This window comes from Campylobacter canadensis, assembly GCF_013177655.1.
Lineage (GTDB): Bacteria > Campylobacterota > Campylobacteria > Campylobacterales > Campylobacteraceae > Campylobacter_E > Campylobacter_E canadensis.
In genome coordinates this window covers 1,052,457-1,072,821 of sequence record NZ_CP035946.1, presented here as the reverse complement: position 1 = coordinate 1,072,821, position 20,365 = coordinate 1,052,457, and the positions used below count along the sequence as shown (strand labels likewise).

Below are 20,365 nucleotides of genomic sequence, written 5' to 3'. Positions count from 1 at the left end.
ATTTTAATCAAATTAATTACAATTTATTTTATTTCAAGGTTTTTTATGTCAAGTAAGCAATTATCTTTAAAAAGTCTTAGTATTCCAATATTTTTTGAAATGTTTTTAAGATATTTATCTTTAATTATAAATACTCTTATGGTCTCAAAGTACTCTAACACTCTTGTAGGTGCAATGGGTGCTGCAAATCAGATTTTAGACCTTTTTATAACTATTTTTTCTTTTTTAAGTGTTGGATGTAGTGTAGTTGTATCACAGGCTATTGGTGCAAAAAATTATAATCTTGCAAGAAAGGTTATTCATCAAAGTATATTTTTAAATGCACTTTTAGGTTTTATTTGCGCAAGTCTTATTTTATGGCATGGGGAGTATTTGCTTTATATGATGCAAATACCAGATGAGCTTTTAAAAGATAGTAAGCTTTATTTAAATATGCTTGCAATTTGTTTGTTTTTTGATGCTGTAGGTATTGTTTTAGCGGCTATTGTAAGGGTTTATAATATGGCTTATTGGGTTATGATGAGCACCTTTGTTATGGATATTGCTATTGTGATTTTAAATTATTATGTTTTGCATTATACAAAATTAGAACTTTTTGGAGTCGGATTAAGTAATATAATTGGTCGTTTAATAGCTATAATTATTTTATTTTTAATCTTATTTTTTAAGTTAAAAATTCATCTTAAGATAAAAGAAATGATAAACTTAGAAAAAGATGTCTTAAAAAAAGTTCTAAATATAGGTGGATTTTCAGCTGGTGAAAATCTTTTATGGATTAGTCAATATACTATTGCGTTTTCTTTTGTTGCATCTTTAGGTAAAGAAAATTTAAGTGTGCAAACTATTTATTTTCAAATATCAATGATGATTATGTTGATTGGTCAAGCAATTAGTGTTGCAAATGAAATCATAATAGGAAAATTAGTAGGAGCAAATAGACAAAATATTGCTTATAAGCATACTTGGATGGCGCTTTATTTAAGTGTAATTGCAAGTACTGTAATTGTTTTGTTAAATTATATTTGTCAAAATCAAACTATGAAAATACTTGCTTTAAATGATGATTTAATTAAAATTATGACACCTTTATTTGCTCTTTCAATCTTTCTTGAAATTTCACGCACTTTTAATATAGTTATGGTTAATTCTTTGCGTGCAAGTGGCGATGCTAGGTTTGCTTTTTTTAGTGGGCTTGTTTTTATGATGGGGGTATCTTTGCCTGTGGGTTATGCGCTTTGTTTTCATTTTAATCTTGGAATTTTAGGAGTTTGGATAGGATTTTGTGCAGATGAGTTTTTGCGTGGAATAGTAAATTCATACAGATGGAAAAGCAAAAAATGGCAAGGCAAAGCTCTAGTTTAAAATCATTTATTTATAAAGGTGAGTGCTATTTTTATTCTAAAAAACGCATAAAAACCTTAAGATTAAGGTTAAATGAAAGGGGTGAGTTTGTTCTTAGCATTCCTTATTTTTGCACCTTTAAAAGTGTTTATGAGTTTTTAGATAAATCAAGTTCTTGGATGAATGAAGCAAAAAAAAGATTTGAAAAAAAAGCCTTAAAAGATGATGAATTAATCTTTTTAGCTAAAAAATATAAAATTATCTTTGATGAAAATGCCAAAAAAACTTATTTTGATAAAGATAAAATTCTTTGTCAAAATAAAGCAAAATTAGATTTATTTTTAAGACAAAATGCCAAAAAAATTTTTACTTTTTATCTTAAAAAATGGAGTAAAAAAACAGGCTTATTTTACACGCATTTAAGCATTAAAAATATGAAAACTCGCTGGGGTTCATGCAATCACAATAAAGCTTATATTAATTTAAATTTAAAACTAATTCAAAAGAATTTAAAAGCTATCGAATATGTGATTTTGCATGAAATAAGCCACTTAAAATTCCCCAATCACAGCAAAGAATTTTACGATTTTATTGAGTATTTTATGAGTGATTTTAGGCAAAGAGAAAAAGAATATTTTTAATTATTCTTATTATAATTTTTTTTTAAATTCTTAATAATGTTAATTATTCTTTCATATACTTTTTGAAATTTTTATTTTAGTTTAAAAAATTAAGTTAATTTTAAGGAGTTTAAGTGAAAAAGATTATTTTAAGCTATATTTTAAGTCTAGGTCTTTTAAATGCTGCGTACTTAAATAAAGATGTGGCAATTATTTACAATAAAAAGCAAATTGGTAGTGCAAAAATGCTTAGTGAGGTTAATATTATTAAAGAAAATAAAGATAGTTATTTACTATCACTAAAAGCCTTTGTTAGCGATGATTATCAAGAAGAAATGCTAAAAGCCCCAAATAAAAATGAAGTTTTAGCAAATTTTTGGGATAAAAATGAAAATGCAACTTATAAAACAGAAAAAAATCCATATTTAAAAATAATAAAAGAAGTTGAAGACGAATATGCTGAATTATGGTATGAAGTTAGTATTGAATTTGAAGCTAAAAAAAGTGATGTTGTAAATACAAATGAAACTTTATTAAAAGAAGCAAAAGCTTTATATGAGCAAAGCTGTAGTGCTTGCCATAGACTGCATAGCCCTGATTCTTTTACTATAAATCAATGGCCTAGCAATATTGATAGTATGATTGGTTTAAATTATGTTGATTTAAGCAAAGAAGAAAAAGCAATGATTATTAAATATCTACAAACAAATGCAAAAGATGCAAAAGGAGAATAATATGCAAAGAAGGTCTTTTTTAAAATTAAGTTTGCTTAGTGCAAGTGCTTTAAATGCAAGTAAAATTGAAGGTATTAAAGAAACAATTTTTGATAACAAAAAAGAATTAGTTGCTGATAGATTTGGAGCTTTTTATGCAAATATCCAAAGCTCACAAATAGTAAGCGTAAGCCCATTTTTTGGAGATAAATTCCCTAATACGATGAACAATTGTGTGCCTGATAGAACGCAAAATGAAAGTAGGGTTTTATATCCTTGTGTTAGAAAAAGCTATTTAAAAAAATTAGGTGCAAGTAAATCTCATTTAAGAGGAAAAGAAGAATTTATAAGGGTTAGTTGGGATTTAGCCCTTGATTTAGCTGCTAAGGCTTTAAAAGATAATTATGATAAATATGGAGCTAGTGCAATTTATGGAGAATGCTATTGGTGGGGCGGTTTTGGCAAGGTTAGCTGGGGCAGAACAATGGCTCATAGAATGCTTAAAATATTAGGTGGATATGTTGAAGAAAGTGGAGATTATTCAACTGGAGCAGGTATGGTTATTTTACCTCATGTTTTTGGTTCAAATACTGTTTATGAAGCACCTACAAGATATAAAGCAATTTTGAAAAATGCAAAAAATGTTGTAATTTGGGGTAGTGATTTGTTAGTTACAAATCAAATAGCAGTTGAATGTCCAACTCATAGTAATTACGAATATTTTGAAAAACTTAAAGAAGCTTATGAAAACAAAAAAATCAAAATTTATAGCGTTGATGTGTATAAAAACAACACTCAAAGATATTTTAATAGCGAATTTTTAAGCGTTATTCCAAATACTGATAGTGCTATGATGATAGCTATGTGTTGTTATTTGTATGAAAGTGGGCTTTATGATAAAGAATTTATTAAAAAATACACAGTTGGATTTAATAAATTTAAAGAATATTTTATGGGAGAAAAAGACGGAATTAAAAAAGATTTAAAATGGGCTAGTGCTATTTGTGGGGTTGATGAAAATACATTAAAAGATTTTACAACTTCTCTTGCAAAAAACAATACAATTATTCTAGCAGGTCGTGCCTTGCAAAGACAAGACCACGGAGAACAAAGCCATTGGTTAATTACAGTTTTAAGTGCAATGCTAGGGCATATTGGTAAGCTTGGTTGCGGTTTTGAATTTAGCTTAGGTTATAATAATTTAGGTGCTGATTTATATGTAAGCCCAACATTAAAAGGCATAAGTGTTATTCCAAATGAAGGCGATGAAAACAGTGTATGGAATCAAAATAATAATATTACAATTCCAAGTTCAAGAAGTATTGATGCGCTTTTAAATCCAAACAGTATAATTGAGCATAATGGCAGTAAGATAAAATTACCTGATATGAAAGTAGCATTTAACGCAAGTGGAAGTTTTTTTACAAGACATCAAGATGTAAATCGTGCAGTTAAGGCTATGAAAAAATTTAATACAATAATTACCGCCGAGCCTTTTTGGACTGCTCAAGCAAAGCTAAGTGATATTGTTTTACCAGTAGCGCTCGAGCCTGAAAGATACGATATTGAGCAAAGCCCAAATAAAGAATTTATTTTTATAAATAAACCTATAATTGAGCCTATGGGAGAAAGTAAAAGCGATTTTTATATTTGTGAGCAAATTTGCAAAAGATGGGGCTTAGATAAAGTCTTTAATGAAGGTAAAAGCGAATTAGAATGGGTAAAATATATTTACGAACAAGCAAAAAGCGATGCAAAAGAATTAAATATAAATATGCCAAGTTTTGATGAAGCCTTTAAAAAAGGTTATGTGCAATTTTCACAAATTGATAAAACTAGTGAATTTTACACAAGATACAGCAATTTTAGAAAAAATCCACACAAATACAGGCTAGGAACTCCTAGCGGAAAGATTGAGATATACTCTCCAACAATTGCTAAGATGAATTATGATGATTGTTATGGACATCCAGCTTGGTTTGAGCCATTTGAGTGGTTAAAGGATAATAAAACTAGCAAAAAGTATCCTATTGCACTTGTAAGTCCGCATTCAAGATTTAGATTACATTCTCAATTAAATAATTCTTTAATTAGAAATTATGCAGAAGTAAATGCAAGAGAGCCAATAATAATTAATCCAGAAGATGCTAAAAAAAGAGCTATTAAAACAGGAGATGTTGTCCGTGCATTTAATGATAGGGGAGAGATTTTAGTAGGTGCTTTAGTAAGCGATATTGTAAGAGAAGGTGTGGTAATAATTTGCGAAGGTGCTTGGTATGACCCTGAAATTTTAGGAGAAAAATCTCTTTGTCAGCACGGTTGTGTGAATGTTTTAACCAAAGATAAAGGTACTTCAAAATTAGCACAAAGCAATAGTGCTCATACTTGTTTAATTGAATTTGAAAAATTTAAAGGAAAAATTAAAGCCATTCAAGCCTTTAGCAAACCAACAATTCTTCAACATTTATAAATAATTATCTTCCTTTTTGGAAGATAATTACTTTTTTAGTTAAAAATATTTTGCTAGTATTTCATATTTTTTAAGGAGAAAAATTTGGATACTTACGAATTCGGTGAATTATTAAAAGAATTAAAAATAAAATTACAAAATATTGAAAAAATCATTAAACCAAATGAAGCAAAAGAAAAATTAGAAGAAATTCAAAAAATGCAAGAAGACCCAAATTTATGGCAAGATACAAAAAAAGCAGCAATGCTTGGCAAGGAAAAGACAAAATTAAATAATCTTTTAAGTGCTTATGAGAATGCTAAAAGTGAATTAGTTGGTACTATTGAGCTTTTTGAACTTGCTATGAAAGAAAATGATACTGATACACTAGAAGCTTTATTTGCTGAAAGTGATAATTTAAATGAGGTTATTACAACTTTAGAAATATCAATGCTTTTAAGCGGAGAAAATGATAATAAAGGTGCAATAGTAAATATACATCCAGGAGCAGGCGGTACAGAAAGCAATGACTGGGCTAGTATAGTTTATAGAATGTATTTAAGATTTTGCGAAAGAGAAGGCTATAAAGTAGAAACTCTTGACTTTCAAGAAGGCGATGAAGCAGGCATTAAAGATGTGAGTTTTATTGTGCGTGGGGATTTTGCTTATGGGTATTTTAAAGCAGAGCATGGAGTTCATCGTTTAGTAAGAATTAGCCCTTTTGATAGCAATGCAAGAAGGCATACAAGTTTTTGTAGTGTAATTGTTAGCCCAGAAATTGATGATGATATAGAAATACAAGTAGAAGAAAAAGATATTAGAATTGATTATTATCGTGCAAGTGGTGCAGGTGGACAGCATGTTAATAAAACAGAAAGTGCAGTAAGAATTACCCACCTTCCAACAAATATTGTAGTTCAATGCCAAAATGATAGGTCTCAACATAAGAATAAAGCCACAGCAATGAAAATGCTTAAATCTCGTTTGTATGAATTAGAGCTAGAAAAACAAAATGAAAATAAAGACACAGGCGCAGTAGGAGAAAATTCGTTTGGACATCAAATCCGTTCTTATGTTTTAGCACCTTATCAACAAGTTAAAGATTTGCGTTCAAATATAGCTTATTCTCAAGTTGATTCTATTTTAGATGGGGATATTAAAAAGCTTATTGAAGGTGTTTTAATAGCTAATAAATAATTTTAAGGGGGAATTATGAGTGAGATATTTTTATGTTCTATTTGCAATGTTAAAAGTGGAAATTGCAATGAAGATTGTGCTTATTGCACTCAATCAAAACATTACAATACAAATATAAATTCTTATGATTATAAAAGTATTGAGCAAATAGTAAATGAAACAAAACTCGCAAGTAAGGCTGGTGCTTTAGGTTTTTGCTTAGTTACTTCAGGTCGTGGTTTTAGTGGAGATGGTATTGATGGGGTTAAAATAAATTTTATTGCAAGAGCAGCAAGTGAGATTAAAGCAAGTGGTTTGCATTTGCATTTAATTGCTTGTAATGGTAGGGCAAGTTTTAAGCAACTTGCTTTTTTAAAAGAAAATGGCATAGATAGTTATAACCATAATTTAGAAACAGCAAAAAGCTATTTTCCAAAAATATGCAGTACTCATACTTATGAAGAAAGATATGAAACTAATCAAAATGCTATTAATGCAGGTCTTGGAATTTGCTGCGGCGGTATTTTTGGGCTTGGAGAAAGTAATGAGCAAAGAATTGAATTGTTAGAAGCTTTAAAAACTTTAAATCCACATACAAGCACAATAAATTTTTATATCAAAAACGATGCTTTACCAATAAAAACAAAGCAAATTGATAAAGAAGAAGCAATTGCTATTATAAAAAAAGCAAAAGAGTTATTGCCAAACACAAGATTAATGGCAGCAGGTGGCAGAGAGCTTGTTTTTAAAGATGATTTTAAATCAATGTTTTTAGCTGGAATAAATTCTATTGTTTTGGGTGATTATTTAACCACAAAAGGCAATGATAAAACAAGCGATATTGAACTGATACAACAAGCAGGATATAAGATTGCAACAAGTTGCTAAGATTTTTTTTGTACTTTTTTTTGCAAAAAATATTTATGCAGATTCTTTAGCCTATGCTTATAATAGTGCTTTAGAATTTGATTATTTAGTTAAAAACCAAGAATACAAAGTAAAAATTCAAGAAGAAAAATATAAAGATAGTTTAGGTGATTTGCTTTTTAATCTAAAGCTAAACTCTCAATATGTAATAAATAACTTTACTTATAACGATAAAGACTATAATGCAGGTTATAAAAGACTTTATTTAAGCTTTTCTTTACCTATTTTTAAATTATCAAATTATACAAATATTAAAGAGCAAAATTATAATCTTGAAATAGAAAAATTAGAAAATATAAATACAAAGCAAGAACTTGCTTTAAGGGTTGCTAATGCTTATTTTGATTTAGTTTTTGCTAATATATCTTTAAAACTAGCAAAGTCTTATAACAATACACATAGTTTAAAACTAGAGCAAGTAAAGGCTAATAAAAATTCAAGCGAATTAGAGCTTTTTCAAGCAAAAATTAGTTTAGATAAAAGTAATTTAGAAGTAAATAAGGCTAAAAAGAATTTAAAATCAGCTATTTTAAACATTAAAAACATTACAGGCAAAGAAATAAAGGTTTCTGAACTTAAATTTATAAATACTACTTATTTTGAAAAGCTAGATTTACAAAAATATAAAGAATATAAAAATAATTTTTCATATAAAAAAGAGTTATTGCAAGAAAAAATTGCAGATAATAATATTTTAGAAAAAAAGGGCGAATTTCTACCTGAATTAAGCTTAAATTCGTATTTATCAAACATTTATTACAATGATAAAAATTATTCAAAAAATAAGAAAAATGATTTTTCTTTATATTTTAATTTTTCTATACCAATTTTCACAAAATCAAACTTAGGTCATAAATTAGAAAAAGAAAGGTTAAATAAATTATTAAAAGCAAATAAGTTAAATCAAATTAAAGATGAAATTACTATTTTACAAACAAATACAATTGATGATTTTGAATCATTATTAGAAGAAGTAAAAATTAATTTTTTAGCTCTTGAAAATGCCAAAATTTATGAAGAATTAGTTCAAAAAAGTTATACAAAAAAAGAACAAGAATTAATAGATGTTTTAAACGCACAAGCTAATTTATATAAAAACAAATTAGAAGCTTTAAAAAGCGTTCATTCATTAATTATTAGTTATTTAAAACTTGAATCTTTAATAGGAGAGCTAGATAAAGATAAATTAATAAAATTAGACAAATTGATGATGTTTTAAAAAGTATTTAAAATGTATTAAAAAAAATTAATTATAAATCTTAAATCTTAAAATTACAAAGGAAAGATATGCGAATTTTATTTTTGTTATTATTTGCGTTAAGTTTAAATGCTAGTGATGAATTAGCCTTACACAACAAAGAGTTGTTTGGAGCTTTAACGCTTTTACCTCCATTTTTAGCAATTATTCTTGCGTTTTTAACTAAAGAAGTAATTATGTCTTTATTTATTGGTGTTTTTAGCGGAACGCTTTTACTTAGTATTTCTTCTAATTTAATTGCTAAGGAATTTTCTTTTTCTGCTTTAATAGATACTGTTGTTTTAGCTTTTTCTAGCGTTGTAAAGCATTTATTAAACTCAATTACTGACGCAGGAAACGCTGGTGTAATTTTGCAGGTTTTATGTATTGGTGGTGTGGTTGCTTTAATTACTAAAATGGGCGGAGTTAGCGCTATTGCAAATTCTTTAACAAGATTTATAAAAGGTCCTGTTGCAGCTCAGGTAAATACTTGGCTTGTAGGGCTTTGTATATTTTTTGATGATTATGCAAATTCTTTAACAGTTGGCCCGATTATGCGTCCTATAGCTGATAAATTTAAAGTTTCAAGAGAGAAATTAAGTTTTATTTTAGATAGTACCGCAGCTCCTGTTGCTGGTATTGCTATTGTTTCTACTTGGATTGGGGTTGAAGTAGGGCTTATTAATACAGCTTATGGGCTTATAAATATAAAAGACATTAATGCTTTTGGGATATTTTTAGAAACAATTCCATACAGATTATTTAATATTTTTATGCTTTCTTTTGTTGTTTTAACAGCAATTAGCAAAAGAGAATTTGGTCCAATGTATATTGCAGAAAGTAATTGCAGAAAAGGCATAATTAGCAAAGCTGCTTTAGATGTTGGAGCTGAACTTGAAAGAGAGCTAAAGCCAAATGATAATATTTCTCATAAAATTAGCGACGCTTTAATACCTATTTTAACCTTAATAATTGGGGCTTTATTTTGCTTTTATTTTAGTGGTTTATCGGCTCTTGATGAAGAAAGTTTAAAAAAGGTGCAAGAAAATTATTTTAGCTTTTATGCTTTAAGAACTACTTTTGGAGAAGCAGATTCAAGCATAGCCTTGTTTCAAGCAGCCTTATTTGCAAGTGTTGTAGCGGTAATTATGGGTTTAATTAGAAAAAAATTTAATCACAAAGAAGCGATTGAAACTTGGCTACATGGTTGGAAAAGTATGATTTTTACTATTGCTATGTTGCTTTTTGCTTGGAGTTTAACATCAATTGTAAAAGAACTTGGAACTCCTGATTATATAGTATCTTTATTAGGGGAGAAAACACCTAAAATTTTATTACCTAGCGTTATATTTTTATTTGGCTCAATTATGTCTTTTGCCATTGGAACAAGTTATGGAACTATGGGGATATTAATGCCTTTAGCAATACCTTTAGCTTATGCGGTTGCAAATCAAGCAGGGCTTAGCCCAAATGAAGTACATCATTATATGGTAATTAGTATTTCTTGTGTTTTAAGTGGTGCTATTTTTGGTAACTTATGTTCTCCTATTGCAGATACAATGATTTTAAGCGCTATGAGTGCAAAATGCGAATTAAGTGCGCATGTTAAAACTCAAATGCCTTATGCGATTTTTGTTTGTGCGGTTACTGTTATTTTTGGCTATTTACCTGTGAGTGCAGGATTGCCTGTATGGCTTGTAATTATTGTTGGAATTTTTGCTATGTACATTTTGTTAAGATTTATAGGAAAAAAAGTTGAATAAATTTGATACTTTTTTTAAAGCTGATGAGATTTACAAAAATGGTTTAAGAACAAGGCTTAACCTAGCTATTTATTGGGATAAAAACGAGCCTAAATTTTGTATGTTTAAAGAAAATAAAGAAAGAATTTTTGATATAGATTTTTCCTTTGTTTGTGATGAAATTAGGGCTTTTTTGCCTCATATTTTAGGTAATTTAGAAGATAAGCAAAGGTTGTTTGAAGTTAGGCTATTTTCTACTTCAAATAGCTTGTGTTTAATTTTACTTTATCATAAAAGTATAAGTAATTTTGATATTAAAAAAGAATGGCAAAAATTAAAAGAATTTACAAAACAAGATTTTAAGCTAGTAGCCTTAGCTAAAAAAGAAAAATTAGCATATCCAAACGATTTATTAATTCATAAAAGTAATGATATTATTTATAATTTTAATTATGAATGTTTTATTCAGCCAAGTTTGCAAATGAATGAAAAAATGATTGAATTTGCTTTATCTTGCGTAGATGATAAGGCAAATGATTTATTAGAGCTTTACTGTGGATATGGTAATTTCACCCTAGCACTTGCTAAAAAATTTAATAAGGTTTTTACAACCGAACTTAGTAAAAATAATGTAAAATTTTTAGAACAAAATTGCAAAAATAATAATATTTTTAATATTTCTTACGCAAGATTAAGCGATAGTGAAGTTGTAAGTGCAATCAATAAGCAAAGAGAATTTAATAGGCTAAAACACATTAATTTAGATGAATTTAATTTTAATTATGTCTTGGTTGATCCTCCAAGAAGTGGTTTAAATTCTTGCGTAGAGCTTATTAAGAATTATGATAATATTATTTATATTTCTTGCTCTTTAAAGAGTGCTAAAGAAGATTTAAAAGAATTAGAAAAAAGCCATTTTTTAAAAAAATCAGCCTTATTTGACCAATTTGTAAATTCTAATGAGCATATTGAAGCAGGGTTTTATTTAGTTAAAAAAAGCTAATTTAATTATAAATTAGCTTTATATTATGCAAAAATTAATTATATTTATGTAAATTATCAAAAAAAATTATTAATTAGGAATTCTTATGAAACTTTTATTAGTTGATGATAACAAAATGTTAATTAAGGCAATAGGTAAAAAAATTTCTGACCATTTTTCTTGTGAGATAGATTTAGCACATTCTTACGAACAAGCAAAAGAATTAATAGATTTAAATAGCAATGAATATTTTGCTGCTTTACTTGATTTGTGTTTGCCTGATGCAATGCATGGAGAAGTTGTAGATTATTCTTTAAACAAAAAATTACCAAGTATAATTTTAACAGGCTTAGATGATGATGCTACAAGGCAAAGATTTATGGATAAAGATATTATTGATTATGTTTTAAAAGAAGGTGCAGAATGTGTTTATTACATAATTGACATTATTGAAAGACTAAAAAGAAATTCAGATACCAAAATAATCGTTGCTGAGGATTCAACTCCAATGAGAAATCTAATTAAGAATATTTTAATGGCATATCGTTTTCAAGTTTTTGCAGCAGCGCAAGGAGCTGAAGCTTTAGCTTATTTAGAAGATAATCCTGATATTAAACTTATTTTAACAGACAAAGAAATGCCAGCAGTTTCAGGAGAAGAGCTTATAAAAGAAGTAAGAAGTAAATATGATAAAAATAAGTTAGGCATTATAGTTTTAACAGCACATGGAAATGATGAAGTTGGTGCGAGAATGCTTAAAAGTGGTGCTAATGATTTTATTCAAAAACCATTTTCAAGAGAGAATTTAATTTGTAGAATTAATAATAGTGTTGATTTGCTTTATTTTATTGAGCAAATTCAAAATACTTCAGAACAGTTAAGAAAGAGTGCTGAAGAAGATTATTTAACCAAATTAAGAAACAGAAAAAGCTTTTTTTCACTTAGCGATATTTATTATTCAAACCTTGCAAACGACAAAGAATTTGCGATTTTAATGGTTGATATTGATAAATTTAAAAGCATTAATGATAATTATGGTCATGCAGCAGGAGATATGGCTATAGTTAAATGTGCAAAAATTCTTTGCGAGTGCGTTAAAGGTCAGGATATTGTTGCTAGATTTGGTGGAGAAGAATTTTGTGTTTTACTAAAAGACATTAAAGAAGAAGATGCAATTAAAATGGCAGTAAAAATTAGAACAACTATGAAAAATTCTTCTTTTGCTTGTGAAGGTAATAATATTAATTTTACAGTTTCAATAGGTGTTGCTTTTGGTAATAAAAATATAGGAATTGAGCAAATTATTAAAAATGCTGATATTGCTTTATATAAAGCAAAAAAAGACGGAAGGGACAGAGTAGAAACTTATGATGATAATTGATACTCATACGCATTTAGATGATGCTAGATATGAAGAAGATTTAGAAGAAGTTTTACTTAGGGCAAAACAAGATTTTGTTAGCCACTACATAATCCCTGCAGCTGATTTAAAAACCCTGCCAAGAGCAATACAGCTTAGTAAAAAATATGAAAATATATATTTTGCAGCAGGGGTTCATCCTTATGATTTAGATACTTTTAATGAAGAAAGTATAATAAATGCACTAAAAGATAAAAAGTGCTTAGCAGTCGGAGAATGTGGGTTGGATTATTATCGTAATCCAAGCGATGATGAAAAAGCAATGCAAAAAGAAATTTTTAAAAAACAAATTGAATTATCGCTTAAATATGATAAAGCATTGATTTTACATGTAAGAGACGCAAATAATGATGTTTATGATATTTTAAAAGAATATAAAGGCATCAAAGGAGTTTTTCATTGTTTTAATGCCTGTGAGAGTTTGCTTGATTTTTCTGATAATTTTTATTATGGAATAGGTGGTGTTTTAACATTTAAAAATGAAAAAAAACTAACGAATTTAATAAAAAAAATCCCTTTAGAAAAAATTTTAATAGAGACTGATAGCCCCTACCTTACGCCACATCCGTTTAGAGGACAAAGAAACGAACCAAGATATTGTTTGCTAGTAGTTGATAAAATAGCACAAATACTAGAAATGTCAAGAGAGGAAGTATCGCAAATTACAAGCGAAAATGCAAAAAAATTATTTAAAGGATTAATTTGAAAAAAGTTATTTTAATATTTTTTACAATTTCATTGGCGTTTGCTAATTTTTCAGTAGAAAATTATGAAAGACAAGAAAAAATTCTAAAAAGTATAGATGTTGATATGAAGTATTTAAATGACGAAAGCTTTGTAGAAATTTTTTCAAATATGAGCGAAAGGGATATTCAATATTTTACTAAAATTTTAAATGAAGATAATATGAATATTCCTATTATTAAAGCAATTTTAAAAAAAGAAGGCGTTCCTGATGTGTTTTTATATCTTGCGATGATAGAAAGCAATTTTAAAACACATGCAAAAAGTGGAGCAAAAGCGGTTGGTGTGTGGCAGTTTATGAGCCCTACTGCTAAAAGTTTTGGTCTAAAAATAGATAGATATGTTGATGAAAGAAAGGATGTAGTAGCTTCAAGCACTGCTGCGGCAAGATATTTAAAAAGGTTAAAAAAGCAATTTGGTAAATGGTATTTAGCTATTTTTGCATATAATTGCGGTGATGGCTGTGTGCGTCGTGCTATTGCAAATGCAAATAGCGATGAATTATCGGTTTTGTTAGATGAAAATAAAAAATATTTACCTTTAGAAACTCGTAATTTTTTTAGAAAAATAGTTGGAGCTAGTTTGATTGCAGAAAACGATATTGTAAAATATGGTGATGCGTATTTATTAAATCAAATTATGTCTTTAAATATAAAAAGAGTTGAAATTCAAGCAAATGACAACTTGGTAAATTTAGCTAAAAGAGCTGGTATGAGCTTAAGTGATTTAAAAAAGATAAATCCACATTTTAATACAAATTTAACCCCACCATATAGTTATTATATATATTTACCTATTGAAAGAGTTGCTTTGTTTAAAAATAGCAAGAAAAATTTTGATTATGCTAAAAATAAAGTAAAAAATATAATAACTTATAAGGTAAAAAGTGGAGATACTTTATATGATATTGCAAAAGAAAATAATGTTACTACAAAGATTTTAAAATCGTTTAATAATTTAAGCTCTGATTTTTTAAGTGTAAATCAAACACTTAGAATTCCTGTTTTGTTAATAGATGAAAGTAAGGAAGCTAAAAATTGAGATTTTTACATTTTTTACTAATTTTTTTTATATTATTTTTCACTGCCTGTTTTGAACCTAATTATGGTATTAGCAAGCCAAATACACCTGCTACCATGCGTGCTTATACTATTAAAGGAAAGACTTATTATCCAAAATATGTAAGAGTAGGAGATACTCAAAGCGGAATTGCTAGTTGGTATGGACCTGGTTTTCATGGTAAAAAAACCTCTAATGGAGAAACCTTTAATACAAACACTCTTACAGCTGCACATAAAACCTTTCCTATGAATACTATGGTTAGAGTTGATAATTTAGAAAATTCAAGAAGTGTTATTGTTAGAATAAATGATAGAGGGCCTTTTGTAGATGGTAGAATTATTGATTTATCTAATTTAGCAGCTCATAAGCTTGATATGACAAAAAAAGGTACAGCAAGGGTTAAATTAACAGTGGTTGGCGTAAATTCAAATATAACAAGTGCCAATATTAATAAAAATACGAATATAATTAGCAATATTACAAGCAATGGCAATTATATGCTTCAATTAGGTGCTTTTTCAACTCTTGCTAATGCTAATGTTTTTGCAAAAAAATATGAAAATTTCAAAGGTTATTCAAGTAAGGTTATAAGAGCAAATAATTTGTATAAAGTTTTTTTAACTGGTTTTAAAAGTGAAAGTGAGGCAAGGACTATTGCTGGTGTTTTAAATTTAATTGGTGCAGCGATTACAAAGGAATAATATGATTAAATTAGTAATTTTAGATGTTGATGGGTGTTTAAGCGATGGCAAAATAATTTATTCGCCTGAAGCTGATTTGGTAAAAGAATTTAATGTAAAAGATGGAGCAGCAATTTTAAAAGCTCAAAAACTTGGTATAAAATTTGCAATCATCACAGGAAGACAGTCAAAAATTGTGGAAAATAGAGCAAATGAATTAGGCATAGATTATGTTTATATGAAGGTAAAAGATAAGCTATCTTGTGCTAAAAAAATTCTTAATGAATTAAAATTAGATTTTAAAAATGTTGCTGCTATTGGAGATTACTACAATGATTTAGAGCTTTTAAAGGCTGTTTGGTTACCTTTTATACCTGCTGATGGGATTAAAAGCTTTGGTATTGTGTTAAAAAGTAATGGTGGTGCAGGTTGTGTTAGCGAGATGCTTGAATATATTATTAAATACAACAAACAAGAATTTGAGTGGTTTAAGTGCTAGTTAAGCTTTTTAATGCAATATTGCTTAGTTTGTGTGCTATGCTTTTTTTTATTTTTATACAAGAGCCTTATGTTATTAATACCAATTTAAATCAAATTGATTTTAGAAGTATAGATACAAATAATGTACAAAGCTATGCGATTAATCAAGAAATTCTTCAATATAATCTCAAAGCCGATAAGTATTTTAAGGAAGGCAATAAAGATGTATTTGTTAATGCTTTTTTACAGGATTTAAATTCTAATTTACAAGCAGATATTGCTTATAAAGAAAATAATATTTTTTATTTACAAGATAATGTAAAATACAAAAACGATGCTTTGCTTATAAAAAGTAATGTGGTTGAATATGATTTAAAAGATAAAATAATTACAAGTAATTCAGATACTAAACTTGAGTATAAAAATTATTATTTAACTTCAAAAAATGCGGTTTATAATCTTACAAGCGAAGATTTAACTTTAAAAGGGGTTTATTTATGTATAAATTAATATTATTATCTTTTTTGTCCTTATTTTTATTTGCACAAAAAATTGAAATAAATGCTGATTTATTTAAGGCAAATAAAAAAGATAATATTGGGATTTTTACTGGTAATGTATTTATAAAAAAAGAAAATGATTTTTTACAAGCTAATGAAGTAAGAGTGATTTTTAATGAAAAAAATGTAATCATTAAATATAGCGCAAAGGATATTAGCGACTTTAAACTTAGTGTAAATGATAAAATTATTACTGGAAAATGCAAAGAGCTAGAATATGATGTGTTAAAAAATATTTATGAGCTAAAAGGAGATGTTGTGCTTAAAGAAGATAAAAAAGAGCTAAATGCGCAACTTGTAAAAGTAAATCAAAAAACAGGTGAGTATTTAGTAGATAGTAATAAAAATAATCCTGTTAAATTCATTTTTGAGTTAAACAATGCAAATAATTAATGCACAGTTTTTAAAATCAAGCTCAAAGCTTAGTGAATGTGAAGAGTATAATTTAAATGAAGTTGCTTTTTTGGGTCGCTCTAATGTTGGAAAAAGTTCACTAATTAACACTTTAACTAATAATTCTAAACTTGCTAAAAAAAGTCAAACACCAGGTAAAACTAGGCTTATTAATTTTTTTGAAGTAAGTTTTAGTGATAAAAAAAGATTAATTTTTGTAGATTTACCAGGCTTTGGCTATGCAAAAGTAAGCAAAAGTCAAAAGGAAGAATGGAATAAAAATTTAGAATATTTTGTAAAAAATAGAGGACAGATTAAGGTTTTTTTACATCTTATTGATGCAAGACACGATGAGCTTAGCATTGATGAAAATCTATTTTTATATGTTCAAAGTTTTAACAAAGAAGCAAAATATATAAGAGTTTTTACAAAAATTGATAAACTAAATCAAAGTCAAATGGCAAAATTAAAAAATAAGCATAAAGATGCCTTTTTTATTTCAAGTTTAAAAAAAAGCGGTTTTTCTAATTTGCTTGAATTTTTAGCACAATACGGTATTTAAAAATGCAAAAAACAAGTATTTTACATTTTTATTTTTTTGTATTAATACTTGTTTTTTATCAAGTAATAAGAACAGTATTTATTTATCTACCACCTTTGCTTGGGGTGTTTTTTACTTCTTTTTGTATTTTATGCTATAAAAAAAAGTATGATAAATATTTGTTTTTTGTTGTTTTGTATTTGTGCTTTATTGAACTTAGCAACGGCTTTTATTTATTTAGCACTATTTTATCAGCTTTAATTTTTTATTTTTTTATTTTTTTAAAAACTATTTATAAGATTAAAATGAGAGCAATTATTATTTTTTTATGTAATATTTTTGCTTATTTTTTTAGCTATATTTTGAATATGTTTTTTTCATATATTTATGGTAATTTTACCTTTGAACTAAATGTTATTTTGCCTTATTACATAGGGATTGAAATTCTACTTAGTTTAATTGTTTTCAGGGACGAGTTATGAGATTTAAAATAGTTATAAGCATAATATCTCTTTTTATAATTTTTTTATTGCTTAGGGTTTATTATTTAAGCGTTGTGAGTAATGATTATTATGAAGAATTATCTAAAAAAAATTCCTTAAAAATTCAAAACATAGCACCAACAAGAGGGATAATAAGCGATATAAACAATACACCTTTAGCAGTAAATGAACTTGGCTTTAAAATTTTATTAAGACCGCATTTATCTAAAAAAAAGCTACAAGATGCCCTTTTAAGAGTAAATTCTTGCTTGAAAAATATTGATATTGCAAAATTAACTAAGATTTATGATAGAGAAAACTCATATTATAATCAAGATGATATTGAAATAATTGATTATGTTGAATATAAAAATATTTTATCTTGCTTTTTCTTTTTAAATATTGATGAAGATATAAGTATTGAACATAGTTTAAAAAGGTTGTATCCATATAATTCCCTAGCTTCTCATGTAATTGGTTATGTTGGTAAGGCAAATACTGAAGATATGCTCAAAAATGATGCAATCAAAGTTAGCAAAAAATTAGGAAAAACAGGAATAGAAAAATATTATGATGAAATCTTGCAAGGAACACCAGGCAAAAAGATTACAAAGGTAAATTCTTTAAATCAAGAAGTAGAAATAATTGATAACACAAAGCCAATTATGAACAATGATATTACTTTAAGTATAGATATTAGAATGCAAGAATATTTAGATAAGTTATTTAAAGGTTTAAGCGGAGCGGTTGTTGTAATGGATGTTAATGATGGTTCAATTTTAGCAGCAGGTTCTTATCCTGAATACAATCTAAATCCTTTTGTAACAGGAATTACTCAACGAGAATGGGATAAAATGATACAAGATTTAGACCACCCTTTTACAAATAAATTAGTAAATGGTAAATATCCGCCAGGTTCTGTTGTAAAAATGGGCGTAGGACTTGCTTTTTTAGATAGTGGTAAAATAGATGTAAATACTACATTTACTTGCACAGGAAGTTTTGAGTTTGGAGGTAGAAAATTTCGTTGTCATAATATATGGGGGCACGGAGTTATGAACCTAAAAACAGCAATTCGTTCAAGCTGTGATGATTATTTTTATAAAGGCTCATTAAAAGTAGGAATAGCTGATATTTCTAAAACCCTTTCAGAGCTAGGTTTTGGTAAAAAAACAGGCGTTGATTTACCACTTGAAAGTGTAGGAATTTTACCAAATAGAGTATGGAAGCAAGCAAGATTTAAAAAGCCTTGGTATCAAGGAGAAACCTTAATTACAAGCATAGGGCAAGGAGATTTTTTAGCAACACCTATGCAAGTTGCACTTTATACAGCAAAAATTGCTAGCGGATATTCAATCAAACCACATTTTATAGATAGTATTGCTGGAGTAAAACAAGAATTTGAAAAAAAAGATATTTTTACACCTTTGCAAAAACAACATTTAAAATATATAAGAGAAGCAATGTATGAAGTAGCAAATAATATAAGAGGTACAGCTTATAAACCAACTCAAGGTATTAAAATTAATATTGCAGCAAAAACAGGTACAGCACAAGTTGTTGGAATTTCTCAAAATGAAAAGAAAAGAATGCAAGAAGAAAATATGGAATACTACACTCGCTCGCACGCTTGGATTAATGCTTATGGACCTTATGAAGAACCAAAATATGCAGTGGTTGTATTAGTTGAGCATGGAATGCACGGTGGAGCAACTGCAGGTCCGATTGCAAAAGATATTTTTAATAAGCTTGTAGATTTAGGATACATAGATAAAAAATTCATTAAAAAACAATATTAATTTAATATTTAATATTTATATTTAATTTAAATATTTAATTATTAAATTTTAATTTTTAATTATTTTATTAAATGTGAAAATTTGTAACACTTTTTCAAAAAATATCAAAATAGGCATATACTTGATAAAATACATATATCTAGGCATAAGAGTAAAAAATATTTTTTATACCGATAAAATTAATTTAAAAAATTAAGTATTAATTAATCTTTTAAAGGTAGATTTAGTTTAAATTTTTAAAAAAGGAGTGCTCGTGTCTAGTAAAATAGAGAATTTTTTAGGCAAAAGGGTTGATGGTAAAAAATCACGACTTCCAGCAAGGCTTGATTTTTTTCAAAGTGCAACAGGTTTAATTTTAGGCTTATTTATGTGGGGGCATATGCTTTTTGTATCTACTGTTTTAATAAGCCCAGAATTTTTTGACAAAACAGCTAGATTTTTTGAAGGTTCGGCTATTTTTGATACTCCAAAGCCAGGAATAGTTTCATTCTTAGTATTTGTTATTTTAGTTATCTTTTTTATTCACGCAGCTTTAGGTATGAGAAAACTACCAATAACTTATCGTCAATATCAAATCGCAAAAGAACATTCCTGTTTAATAAAACACGAAGATACAACATTATGGTTAGTTCAAGCAGGAACAGGTTTTGTAATGTTTTTTTTAGGTTCAATACATTTAGGAATGATGTTATTTTTCCCTGATTCTATTGGTGCGGTTGGTTCTTCAACTAGAATTGTATATCATAATATGTGGGTATTTTATTTAGTTTTATTATTTGCAGTTGAACTACACGGTGGTATAGGCTTATACAGATTGTGCGTTAAGTGGGGATGGTTTGATGGTAATACTCTTACATCAAGTAGAGCTGTTCGTAAAAAATTAAAAACCGCAAAATGGGTTATTTCAATATTTTTTATTGTTTTAGGCTTAGCGAATTTAGCAGTATTTATAAAATATGGTTTTGATTTGCAAAATAGTCTAAATAGTATAAATATAATAATTAAATAAGGAGCTAA

20 protein-coding genes are annotated in these 20,365 nt (G+C 27.5%); all 20 read left to right on the top strand.

Annotated features, from left to right (window positions below; all coding sequences use genetic code 11):
• Positions 1-45: 45 nt before the first annotated feature.
• The 20 genes from CCANL266_RS05145 (at position 46) to CCANL266_RS05050 (ending at position 20,357) form a co-directional block, all read left to right on the top strand.
• Complete coding sequence (locus CCANL266_RS05145; protein ID WP_172232354.1) at positions 46-1,362, top strand: MATE family efflux transporter; 1,317 nt, start codon at positions 46-48, stop codon at positions 1,360-1,362.
• Positions 1,338-1,982 carry a M48 family metallopeptidase gene (locus tag CCANL266_RS05140; protein WP_172232351.1) on the top strand — a complete coding sequence of 215 codons (645 nt, stop codon included), beginning with the start codon at positions 1,338-1,340 and terminating at the stop codon, positions 1,980-1,982. The genes CCANL266_RS05145 and CCANL266_RS05140 overlap by 25 nt, the downstream gene beginning before the upstream one ends.
• Before the next feature lie 113 nt (positions 1,983-2,095).
• Positions 2,096-2,695, top strand: coding sequence for a hypothetical protein (locus tag CCANL266_RS05135; RefSeq protein ID WP_172232349.1), 600 nt, complete (start codon positions 2,096-2,098; stop codon positions 2,693-2,695).
• Between the two features lies 1 nt (position 2,696).
• Positions 2,697-5,144, top strand: a complete 2,448-nt coding sequence (locus CCANL266_RS05130; protein ID WP_172234397.1) for a molybdopterin-dependent oxidoreductase — start codon at positions 2,697-2,699, stop codon at positions 5,142-5,144.
• An 84-nt stretch (positions 5,145-5,228) separates the two neighbouring features.
• A complete protein-coding gene (prfB, locus tag CCANL266_RS05125) occupies positions 5,229-6,320 on the top strand; it encodes a peptide chain release factor 2 (RefSeq protein ID WP_172232346.1) in 1,092 nt (363 codons plus the stop codon).
• Positions 6,321-6,335: 15 nt separating this feature from the next.
• Positions 6,336-7,187: a biotin synthase gene (locus CCANL266_RS05120; RefSeq protein ID WP_172232343.1), complete on the top strand. Its 852-nt coding sequence runs from the start codon at positions 6,336-6,338 to the stop codon at positions 7,185-7,187.
• A complete protein-coding gene (locus tag CCANL266_RS05115) occupies positions 7,171-8,445 on the top strand; it encodes a TolC family protein (RefSeq protein WP_172232341.1) in 1,275 nt (424 codons plus the stop codon). Before CCANL266_RS05120 ends, CCANL266_RS05115 begins: the two co-directional genes overlap by 17 nt.
• 68 nt (positions 8,446-8,513) lie before the next feature.
• Positions 8,514-10,226: a Na+/H+ antiporter NhaC family protein gene (locus CCANL266_RS05110; RefSeq protein WP_172232338.1), complete on the top strand. Its 1,713-nt coding sequence runs from the start codon at positions 8,514-8,516 to the stop codon at positions 10,224-10,226.
• A complete protein-coding gene (locus tag CCANL266_RS05105; protein ID WP_172232335.1) occupies positions 10,219-11,208 on the top strand; it encodes a tRNA (uridine(54)-C5)-methyltransferase TrmA in 990 nt (329 codons plus the stop codon). Before CCANL266_RS05110 ends, CCANL266_RS05105 begins: the two co-directional genes overlap by 8 nt.
• Positions 11,209-11,293: 85 nt before the next feature.
• Positions 11,294-12,568, top strand: a complete 1,275-nt coding sequence (locus tag CCANL266_RS05100; RefSeq protein WP_172232332.1) for a GGDEF domain-containing response regulator — start codon at positions 11,294-11,296, stop codon at positions 12,566-12,568.
• Positions 12,558-13,313, top strand: coding sequence for a TatD family hydrolase (locus CCANL266_RS05095; RefSeq protein ID WP_172234395.1), 756 nt, complete (start codon positions 12,558-12,560; stop codon positions 13,311-13,313). The genes CCANL266_RS05100 and CCANL266_RS05095 overlap by 11 nt, the downstream gene beginning before the upstream one ends.
• Positions 13,310-14,392 carry a lytic transglycosylase domain-containing protein gene (locus CCANL266_RS05090; protein WP_172232329.1) on the top strand — a complete coding sequence of 361 codons (1,083 nt, stop codon included), beginning with the start codon at positions 13,310-13,312 and terminating at the stop codon, positions 14,390-14,392. The genes CCANL266_RS05095 and CCANL266_RS05090 overlap by 4 nt, the downstream gene beginning before the upstream one ends.
• Positions 14,389-15,114 (top strand): septal ring lytic transglycosylase RlpA family protein, encoded by a 726-nt coding sequence (locus tag CCANL266_RS05085; RefSeq protein WP_172232326.1) that lies wholly within the window; start codon positions 14,389-14,391, stop codon positions 15,112-15,114. The genes CCANL266_RS05090 and CCANL266_RS05085 overlap by 4 nt, the downstream gene beginning before the upstream one ends.
• A 1-nt stretch (position 15,115) precedes the next feature.
• On the top strand, positions 15,116-15,592 hold the full coding sequence (locus CCANL266_RS05080) for a KdsC family phosphatase (RefSeq protein ID WP_172232323.1): 477 nt from the start codon (positions 15,116-15,118) through the stop codon (positions 15,590-15,592).
• A 38-nt stretch (positions 15,593-15,630) separates the two neighbouring features.
• Positions 15,631-16,083, top strand: coding sequence for an LptA/OstA family protein (locus CCANL266_RS05075; protein WP_172232320.1), 453 nt, complete (start codon positions 15,631-15,633; stop codon positions 16,081-16,083).
• The gene (locus tag CCANL266_RS05070; RefSeq protein WP_172232317.1) at positions 16,071-16,526 is read left to right on the top strand and encodes an LptA/OstA family protein; all 456 of its coding nucleotides are present in this window, start codon (positions 16,071-16,073) and stop codon (positions 16,524-16,526) included. The genes CCANL266_RS05075 and CCANL266_RS05070 overlap by 13 nt, the downstream gene beginning before the upstream one ends.
• Entirely contained in the window at positions 16,513-17,088 is a 576-nt protein-coding gene (gene yihA / locus CCANL266_RS05065) for a ribosome biogenesis GTP-binding protein YihA/YsxC (RefSeq protein WP_172232314.1), read from the top strand. The genes CCANL266_RS05070 and yihA overlap by 14 nt, the downstream gene beginning before the upstream one ends.
• A gap of 2 nt (positions 17,089-17,090) precedes the next feature.
• A complete protein-coding gene (locus tag CCANL266_RS05060) occupies positions 17,091-17,549 on the top strand; it encodes a hypothetical protein (protein ID WP_172232311.1) in 459 nt (152 codons plus the stop codon).
• Positions 17,546-19,348, top strand: a complete 1,803-nt coding sequence (mrdA, locus tag CCANL266_RS05055) for a penicillin-binding protein 2 (protein ID WP_172232308.1) — start codon at positions 17,546-17,548, stop codon at positions 19,346-19,348. The genes CCANL266_RS05060 and mrdA overlap by 4 nt, the downstream gene beginning before the upstream one ends.
• A 253-nt stretch (positions 19,349-19,601) precedes the next feature.
• Positions 19,602-20,357 (top strand): fumarate reductase cytochrome b subunit, encoded by a 756-nt coding sequence (locus CCANL266_RS05050; RefSeq protein WP_172232305.1) that lies wholly within the window; start codon positions 19,602-19,604, stop codon positions 20,355-20,357.
• Positions 20,358-20,365: the final 8 nt, after the last annotated feature.

Coding starts and splice junctions, on each gene's coding strand:
- CCANL266_RS05145 (WP_172232354.1), top strand. CDS start 46: ATGTCAAGTAAGCAATTATCTTTAAAAAGTCTTAGTATTCCAATATTT.
- CCANL266_RS05140 (WP_172232351.1), top strand. CDS start 1,338: ATGGCAAGGCAAAGCTCTAGTTTAAAATCATTTATTTATAAAGGTGAG.
- CCANL266_RS05130 (WP_172234397.1), top strand. CDS start 2,697: ATGCAAAGAAGGTCTTTTTTAAAATTAAGTTTGCTTAGTGCAAGTGCT.
- CCANL266_RS05120 (WP_172232343.1), top strand. CDS start 6,336: ATGAGTGAGATATTTTTATGTTCTATTTGCAATGTTAAAAGTGGAAAT.
- CCANL266_RS05110 (WP_172232338.1), top strand. CDS start 8,514: ATGCGAATTTTATTTTTGTTATTATTTGCGTTAAGTTTAAATGCTAGT.
- CCANL266_RS05100 (WP_172232332.1), top strand. CDS start 11,294: ATGAAACTTTTATTAGTTGATGATAACAAAATGTTAATTAAGGCAATA.
- CCANL266_RS05095 (WP_172234395.1), top strand. CDS start 12,558: ATGATAATTGATACTCATACGCATTTAGATGATGCTAGATATGAAGAA.
- CCANL266_RS05080 (WP_172232323.1), top strand. CDS start 15,116: ATGATTAAATTAGTAATTTTAGATGTTGATGGGTGTTTAAGCGATGGC.
- CCANL266_RS05075 (WP_172232320.1), top strand. CDS start 15,631: ATGCTTTTTTTTATTTTTATACAAGAGCCTTATGTTATTAATACCAAT.
- CCANL266_RS05070 (WP_172232317.1), top strand. CDS start 16,071: ATGTATAAATTAATATTATTATCTTTTTTGTCCTTATTTTTATTTGCA.
- yihA (WP_172232314.1), top strand. CDS start 16,513: ATGCAAATAATTAATGCACAGTTTTTAAAATCAAGCTCAAAGCTTAGT.
- CCANL266_RS05060 (WP_172232311.1), top strand. CDS start 17,091: ATGCAAAAAACAAGTATTTTACATTTTTATTTTTTTGTATTAATACTT.
- mrdA (WP_172232308.1), top strand. CDS start 17,546: ATGAGATTTAAAATAGTTATAAGCATAATATCTCTTTTTATAATTTTT.